General features: G+C 40.6%; 5 protein-coding genes. All 5 read right to left on the minus strand.

Going from position 1 to position 7759, the window contains the following annotated elements; genetic code table 11:
* Positions 1-629 precede the first annotated feature (629 nt).
* Positions 630-1160, minus strand: a complete 531-nt coding sequence (locus WBM98_RS07515) for a VOC family protein (RefSeq protein ID WP_424365407.1) — start codon at positions 1158-1160, stop codon at positions 630-632.
* Positions 1161-1200: 40 nt separating this feature from the next.
* Entirely contained in the window at positions 1201-2100 is a 900-nt protein-coding gene (locus WBM98_RS07520; RefSeq protein ID WP_424365408.1) for a 3-keto-disaccharide hydrolase, read from the minus strand.
* A 16-nt stretch (positions 2101-2116) separates the two neighbouring features.
* Entirely contained in the window at positions 2117-2893 is a 777-nt protein-coding gene (locus WBM98_RS07525; protein ID WP_424365409.1) for a carbohydrate-binding family 9-like protein, read from the minus strand.
* 7 nt (positions 2894-2900) lie between these two features.
* Positions 2901-4571 carry a sulfatase-like hydrolase/transferase gene (locus WBM98_RS07530; protein ID WP_424365410.1) on the minus strand — a complete coding sequence of 557 codons (1671 nt, stop codon included), beginning with the start codon at positions 4569-4571 and terminating at the stop codon, positions 2901-2903.
* A 35-nt stretch (positions 4572-4606) separates the two neighbouring features.
* A partial coding sequence (locus WBM98_RS07535) for a DUF5107 domain-containing protein (protein ID WP_424365411.1) occupies positions 4607-7759 on the minus strand: 3153 nt, incomplete at its 5' end.

A 7759-nucleotide genomic window follows, 5' to 3' on the forward strand; every position in this document is an offset into this window, starting at 1 on the left:
GAAAGTTGTTAGGAACAAGACAAACCAGAACACTTGCCTAAATCCAAATTTTTGAACAATATTAGGTCTTGAATCAATCAATTTTACATTTATTTAGTCTCTGACCGATTATTAGGTTGACAAAAGAAGCTTATTCGCACGACTTCATACATCATTTGTTCGGTCAAGTTTCAAATCCATTTTAGTTATCTGACTCATCGAGTACACCACTTTTATCGGTACAAGACAATGACTTTATGGAAATTTACAAGTTCCTTACTAAAATATAGTATTTCCTTCTAAATCCTAAGAATTGAGGCATTATTTGCTTTAAGACTGAATGAAATGAGATTTAAGAGAGCGAACAAAAAAAGAAAAGGGATTATGCTAGTGTTGAATTTTAAGTCACAATTCACAAAGGTAAATTGACAATCTAAAACTTCAGTATTACATTTTTACATCCACCTTATATTGTTCTTGACGATTAAAATCCAGTCGTTATTCCACAAACTCCATTAGTCCAAATCGATTCGCCTGATGTACATTATTTGAAAAATAATAAATAGGTAAAATAGTCGAGATAAATCGTCATTTACCGTCGGTATCAGGATTATGACTCAGGACCAAAAGATAGGTAGAATCCGTTCACATTACTCTTCCCACGAAGAAAGACCAATAATCTCTCCGTTTGGCCCCACAAAAAACGTGTATTTGTCACGAACATAGTTTTCATTTTCCAACTCGTATCCCTCTTCTTTCAATTTGTCCCCAATTGGGCCTATGTCATTGACCTTAAGCATGAAGTGGTTGTGATTGGTATTACCAATTGGCCCTATGGTCTGAATAAATTCAGGTGCGGTTACCGATAGCCCGATGGTCAGATCGTTCGCTTTCAGCTTCATGACTAGCATTCCTTCTAGTCCTGGACCGTGGAGTACCTCTGCGTCCTTCAATTTAAACCCAAGTATCTCACGGTACAGCTTCATGCTTTTCTCGAGTTCGAGCACATGAATACTGATGTGTCTCAAACCTGTAACCCTTACCTGTTGTAAATTATCTTTATCGGTAACCGGCGAATCAGCTTCTTGAGAGTGGCCATGACTTGCAATTAAAAAAATGAACACAGCGAAGATGCTGTATCTCAAGAGGAGGTTCAATCTAGTATCGTCTTTTTTTTTCATACTGTTATAAATTCAATTCGTCTTTTCGATTAGGCGAAAATTAAAACAAGACTTTTTGTTCCTGACTAAGGGAATCTATTTTTCGTATTCTAATGTCCTTAAAAAATAGTTCTGCGGCCTCGCTTTGCAATTGGATCTTTCCTTTTGTAAGCGGTATGTCCTTACCGTTTTCATCAATATATCTAGAGTTGTTCAAGATCATCACAACTTTTCCATTTACCATATGAAGGCTTTTGCCTTCAAAACAAATCAAGTCAAGGGTAGTCCATTCATCATTGGGACTTTCATAATTGTTGGTGCGCATACAATAGTTTTTGTACGGACTAAACATGCTAAACGTAAGATATTCTTGAGACTCATGCGCCATTGGATCAAGAACAGATTCTGGTTTGTAGGCCCTAATATCAATTACTGAATTGGCCTGACTCCAAAAGTCACCAGTGTGTCCTTCCATTATCTGAAATTCTTGTGATAACATCCATGACCTCCAGTAATCTACGGCCATTGGTCCAATTGAATGGTATAGAATACCAGAATCTTTAAGTAATTCTTTCCTGTTAGTCCATTTTTTATCTCCCCATTTATATTTTAATTGAAAATGGTAATTTTCAAACTCTTTTTTGGTGATTAAACAGCCATAGTATTCACCGGTATTTCTAATGATTATATCATTGTTCTCTTGAAACGTCGTAAAAACATTATGCGATGGGTTGTTCAATCCAATTGGCGGAATTGGCTCACCTTTCTCGTTCTTGGGTTGAGACCCATCGTAATCGACTTGAAACTGGTAACTCAAGTAGTTATCCCATTTCGTTAAATCGGCATCTATCAACTCTTCCCAATTATAAATCTCTTGTTCAATAGATTTCTTTTCATCCCTAACTTGAGAACAGGAAACCACGAGCAGAGAACTGTACAGAACTAATTTATTAAAGTTCATTTACCAATCGTTATAATCAATTAACAAATTCCAATAATCCAAATCGATTCGCTTGATGTACATTCTTTGAAATATCGTAAATAGGAAAAATCGTTGAAGTGGATCTACGGTTTCCCGTTGCATCATTTCGGTCTTGCCGAACAGCCAAAAAGGCCCACCGATTTCCAGAGGCCACCGGTCGCACCTGGCCCAACGCACCGAAATTAGCGATGGGTATCGCCATTTCCATCGTCCAACCTACATCAATATCGGAGTTATCATTAACAGTTCCATTGTACGTCACCTCAACTTCAAATTCCGGGTCATAGCCCTTGAACGCCAAATCCTTGCCTTCATAAAAATCATTGAAATAAATAAAGTCGTTCGAAGCCTTGTTCAGGTTCAGTTCATACCCAAAATGGGTATCCAGACTATCCGGTACGGTAATTAGAAAAATCTCGGCACAATCATCCAAATAAGGCTCCCCATCGCGCTCCGTTTCCCGAGCTGTCAGATATTTATCCTTCATCTGGTAGAACAAATACAGGTTTTGGGCGTCCCACAGCATTCGAAAGGAGGTTTGCTGATCGTCATCCACTTTTTCCACATTATAGAAATAATGTAGTTTCCTAGCTTCCGTATTTTTCCAGCTTTCCTCCTCCATCTTACCGTCTACTATAATTGGTTCCGAGGCTTTTGAAACCTTGAATATGGCCTGCTCCCCAAGCACCAATCTCCTTTCTTCCTGTGCGATTGAATTTGCTAAAGGTAGAATGAAGAAAAACAAAATTAAAATGGTTTTAAATCTATGCATATTGAGCTTATTTAGGTGTGCCATACCTACCTGATTCATATTGACTTTCGGTAGTATAGCGATATACTTTGGGGCTACCCTCCCCTTTTGCACTCTTAATTTCCCTAGACCACTCTTCCTGCAATGTTTCAAGCTGCTTTTTATATTGCGTATTTGAAATTAGATTGGTGGTCTCATCGGGGTCGATTTTGAGGTTAAACAACTCCTCGTATACGGGTTCTTCACCCTCTAAAGGTGATTCTACATAGTCCCTATAAACCGCTATATCCGGATCGTGTACGGCATACAGTATTTTGCCGGGATCTATCCCCATTTTTTTGGCAGTTTCAATTTTTTTAAGGGCAGGAAAGGTATTGTTTTTATAATATCTAATATATTTCCATTCTTTGTTTTGTACGGCCTCACATCTGGGGTTACCAAACTGGGTCGACCAAAGATTTTCTGTAAAAACATAATTTCGAATACCCACTTCACCTCCCTGCACCAAAGCGGTTAAATCCTTCCCTTGAAAAGAATCCGGGATTCGAATTCCTGCCTTTGAAAGCAGGGTCGGGGCAATATCCAAGGATTGCACCAAGGCATCGGAGGTCGTGCCTTTTGCTTTTCTCGGGGCCTTGGGGTCATAGATGATCAATGGGACATGCGTCGTAACTTCATAACAAAGCGCCTTACCCCCAAGGCCAAATTGCCCCATAAAAAGTCCGTGGTCCGAAGTGAATATCAAAATAGTGTTTGAATCCAAATTCATGGATTTCAACGTTTTCCTGAGATTTCCGATCAGCCTGTCGATGCCCGTCATAGCCTGTAACTGCCTGATATATCTTTCTTTAACCGCTTCTGGCGTATCCACATAATCGTATCCGGTCTGCCTATTTTCAACTTTCAATAGGTCTGCGGGTAATTTTGGCTCCTTTATATCGGCCTTGGCGATATAATGCTTGGCCAAGGGAATATCCATGTCCCGGTACAATGTTTTATAGATAGCATCGTCAGTTTCCCGCATTTGCATGGTACTCGTACTGGCACCATGGGGTAAATTAAAATTTATTGAAAGCATAAAGGGTTTGTCCTTAGGCCTTTTCTCGAGAAAATGCTGCGCCCCTTTCAATTTTGACTCGTTATCCAAGAAATCATGAACGCCCTCTCCTATGATCTCCACTTGAGTGTCGGATTGGGCGTCTTCAAAAATTTTATGCCGATCTTTGGGGTAAAAGGTGAGATGGCCATGCCCCGCGTACCAATAGTCGAAACTTTGTTCCATCAGTCCACTTTCATACCCTCCTTCACCGATGGGGGAATGATTTTTACCGACCCATCCTGTATAATATCCTGCCTCTCCCATAAGAACAGGATATGATTTTCGCCAAGCCTCATCGGAAATACTTGTTCCCGAATTGAAATTTACCCCATGTTTACGTTCATACTGACTCAATAAAATCGATACCCGACTTGGTGTACAGATCGCACTGGTGATATAGGCATTGGTAAAACGAATCCCGTCTTTGGCCAACTTATCAATAGATGGTGTTTGCACTATTTCATTACCCTCAACACCCAATAAACCATATGGCTGGTCGTCTGTAAGAATAAAAACAAAGTTGGGCCTTTCGGACACTTGGCCGGTCATTGTCGTAATAAACAACAGTGCAAGTATCACGAATGGCATTTTCTTCGACATGATTGCTTTGTTAATTATAAGCCATGTAACAACGATTATAAATTGCCGCTGTCATCGAGTATTACTTTGGCCCATAGGTTGTTCTTATACTCATTGAGAGCGGTCTGCAGCAATTGAATGGCCTGTTCCTTATTTCCCAATCCTATATTGCCCAAGGCCTCAAGAAAATACGCATCTGATATGGCCTCCTTATTGGTTGTGGATGCTTCTTCAACAGCTATCAAGGTATTACTATCCCCAAGGGTACGTTGTTTCTGCGCTCTTTCGATAAGATCCGTATACATGGTTTTTGCCTTCTCGGTATTCCCTAATTTTTCGTTGGCCTTGGCTTGATAGTATATTAGGTCATACATACCCCTACCATTATCGGCGGAGGCACACTTGCGATAACTCTCATTCGCCTTTTTCATATCCCCCATTTGGGCATAGGCTTCTCCCATATAGTAATAGATCATTGCATTTTTCTCATCATTGGTGGGTTTTCCTACCTCTAGGTTCTCAGGATATTCCAAAGCGCTTTCTAAATGTGAAATGGCTTTTTGGTATTCTTTGTTTTTTATAAGTTCCCTAGCTTTCAAAGTATGCGCATCTACATAATACCAATACGTCTCACGACCTCCCTCCCAGGTTCTAAAATGGTGCTGGCCTAAAAAGTCGATCGCCTCGTCATATTCACCATTAAGATTCAATAGTTTAACATAGGCTTTAGGGGCTGCAACATCTTTTCTTACTATATCCAGGTTCTTTTTCAAAAGGGAAAGATTGGCGACAAAATCCTCATCGGATTCGTCATAGTATTTCGATAGTTCAGCAAACCATAAGGGATTTGTGCCGTTTAGTGAAATCGCTTTGGTCATATGCTCAATGGCTTTCTTTGGATTTTTAGTATGGTAAAAATCACCAAAGGCCAGGTTGCGATACACCAAAGGAATACTTGTATCCAATGTTCCCGCTTTTTCCCAAGCAGCCATGGCTTCTTCGGGCTGGTTATCATAAAGTAGATTTCCTAAAAGATAGTAAGCCCTTGCATTCTGCGCATCCAATTGTATTGCATTACGCAAAACGGATTCGGTTTCAGGACGATAGGGAAAACTGTAATCCAAGCTACAACCGTTTGCACTTGCTAAATAAGCCTTGGCTTGTGCCACATTACCCAATTTACTTTGAAACCATGAGAGGTAATAATGGACCAATGGATTTTTTGGATCTTCCAATGCTGACAAGAGGGCAAGACCATCCTCCAAGAATCCGGCATTCATATAATGGGTAGCGATTTCCAAATAGTTGTTTTCAATATCCTGCATGTTCTTGTGCCACTTCGCCATTGAAGGCTCCCCTTTGAGCAATCCTAGTTCATTCATTGCGGTGAAATCCAATGGGTCATAGGCCAAATGTTCTTCCAAGAGGGACTCGGCTTTGGCTTTATCCCCTGCTTTTCGAAGTAAGGATGCGTACAATACAATAATGCGCCCATCCCTATTATTCGTGGAATAGGCTTCCTTTACATACTCGAGCGCCTTGGCATAATTTCCTTTTTGGCTTTCCAATAATGACAATTCGTAATTACCTGCAGAAGACCATTGATAGTACCAAGTAGATCTTGCCAAATCCTTATAGGCCTCATCCTCATGTGCGAGTGCCTTATGTGCCATACCTCGATTGTAAAAAAGCTCCCCCTCTTTGGGTTGATAGTATTTCACCTTCAATTTATCGGCCGCTACATCAAAATATTTTAAGGCTTCTTCATATCTCATCTGATTCAATCGACGGGCACCTAAAGCCATATTGGCCCTATAGTCATTCGGGGATTTTTCCAAAGCTGCCAAATAATATTCATCGGGATCTATACCCGGGCGATTAAATTGCTCCACGAACCTACCTGTTAAATACAGGTCCTCTACACTGGTCAATTCTTCAGGACGTTTTACTTTTTCCTGTGGATCAGGCAGTTCGGGCTTGATTAACTTGTAGGGCTTGTAAGACACCAAACTATTCCCTTGACTATCGCGAAGTTCTACGTACAACTGATATTCGTCCAAGGGTTTGCGACTCTTATAGGTTTCCGTAAATGGATTTGCCGGATCAATATTTATTGTCTTTTCTACCAAAATGGCATCACCGTACTTTAGAAGTATTTTGGCATTTTTAAATACACCCGTGGTGTTAAAACCATAAAAAACCGTTTTAGGATCTCGCAATTGTAAGGTAACAGCAGCTTCGGTTGTTGAGTTCTTCACTACCTCCAAGTCACGAATGGGATACCAATAATTTTTTGCATCTTTTACGGAATGGGGTAAGATCCAACTATAATCCGGTTGGTTGTTAGAAAAGGTACCGGTCATCAATTCTACATAAGCCTTACCATCATCGGTTAGCTTACGTCTGGCATTCTGTCCCTGTAATCCGGGACCGAATTGCCATAATTTGGAGGCATTGTTCTTATAGAGATCACCGACATGGACCGTACCTGCCTTCTGGCCATAATCATAACCTCCAATAAAACCTTCCTTAATGTCCCACATAAAGAAAGAAACAGGATTAGGATGATTTTTCCACCAAGTAAGGTCTACCCCCTCAGGATAACTTGTACGGCCATAGTTGTCGGTTGCATTTGACAATGGCCACTGTATAAAACTGGAATTATTATGGAATACCCCAATCTCTTGACTTGGCGGCCAAAAGGTGCGAAAGTCATCATTGGCGGTAATGGCGACGTTGGCCCAAAATAGAAAGGTCTTTGTAAGCGTATTGGTGTTATTGATGCGATAATCTACCTCGATGTAAGAGTGCCCCGGTCGTAAGGTCATCCCTACAACACCCCTCATACCCATGGTTTTTTCGGTTTCCCCGATCCAAATAGTTGCGCTGCCATCTTTATTTTCAACCATTCTATAATCACTTTTCATCATGGTCGTGGTTCTATGATGATGTGGAAAACACCACTCAATCCCTCCTGAGACCCATGCTCCCAAGGTACCGATCAAATCGGGTTTTATGACACTGTTGGTATGAAAAAGCTCATGCCCGTTCGTTTTGTCTATGGCCGAAAAAAGTCGACCACCGAATGCAGGCAACACTTTTACCTTCACATATTCATTTTCCAAATAGACCATCTCATAGGTGACATCAACTAAAGAATCACCTAGTTTTGTTTGTGATGGATATGGATATACCTTTCCCTGTGCCCC

The sequence above is a fragment of the Maribacter sp. genome, assembly GCF_049667165.1.
In the GTDB taxonomy this organism is placed as follows: domain Bacteria; phylum Bacteroidota; class Bacteroidia; order Flavobacteriales; family Flavobacteriaceae; genus Maribacter_A.